This window comes from Oleiphilus sp. HI0061, assembly GCF_001635675.1.
Genome location: NZ_LWFE01000095.1, coordinates 1 through 933, shown reverse-complemented (window position 1 = coordinate 933; position 933 = coordinate 1). Strand labels below are relative to the sequence as shown.

General features: G+C 49.5%; 1 protein-coding gene. It reads right to left on the bottom strand.

Annotated elements, in window-relative coordinates:
- A partial coding sequence (locus A3735_RS01205; RefSeq protein ID WP_197485571.1) for a GspE/PulE family protein occupies window positions 1-933 on the bottom strand: 933 nt, incomplete at both ends.

Here is a 933-nt window from a genome sequence, read left to right as displayed (position 1 = left end):
GGTCGCACAGTTCGGGCATACCCGTCTGATAAGACGCTGGGCCAGCACCCCGCCCAAAGAACTCGCTACCAAATAAGGCTCTGCGCCCATATCAATCAAACGCATGGCACTGCCAATCGCGTCATTGGTATGCAAGGTCGACATCACCATATGACCTGTCATTGCCGCCCGCAAGCCAATTTCTGCGGTCTCTTGGTCTCGCATCTCACCAACCAAAACAATATCCGGGTCTTGACGCAAACAGGCCCTAAGTACGGTAGAAAAATTCAATCCCACCTTTGGGTTAACCTGTACCTGAGTAATTCGCGGAAGACGATATTCAACCGGATCTTCTGCGGTAATAATTTTTACTTCTGGTTTGTTCAATTCAGATAGCGCGCCATACAAAGTGGTCGTTTTACCACTCCCCGTCGGCCCGGTTACCAGTACCAGTCCATGCGGACGTGTCACTGCGATTCTAAAACGCTCGAGTATTTTGGGGGGCATACCTACCTTGTCCAGCCCCAGAATACCTTCGGTCTGATCAAGAAGACGCATCACCACGGACTCGCCATATTGCGTAGGCATCGTCGATAGACGCACATCCACTGACCGCGCCTTAACCCTAACGTTAAAGCGTCCATCTTGAGGAATTCTTTTTTCGGATATATTTAAGCCCGACATCAACTTCAAACGCAGTACCAGGGCGGCATTGATTCGTGTCTCTTTCATCACCTGCTCTTGCAGAATGCCATCTATACGCTGCCTGATTCGTACCACACTTTCGTCTGGTTCAATATGTATATCAGATGCTCTCGCCTGCACCGCATCTTCAAAAATAGATTGCAGCAGTTTTACAACCGGTGCTTCACTGTCATCTCCGGTCGTGGTTAACTCAGCCAAGTCGAAAGCATCATCTTCCAACTCTTCTTCAAGCTCTCCAGCCAAGTGAGA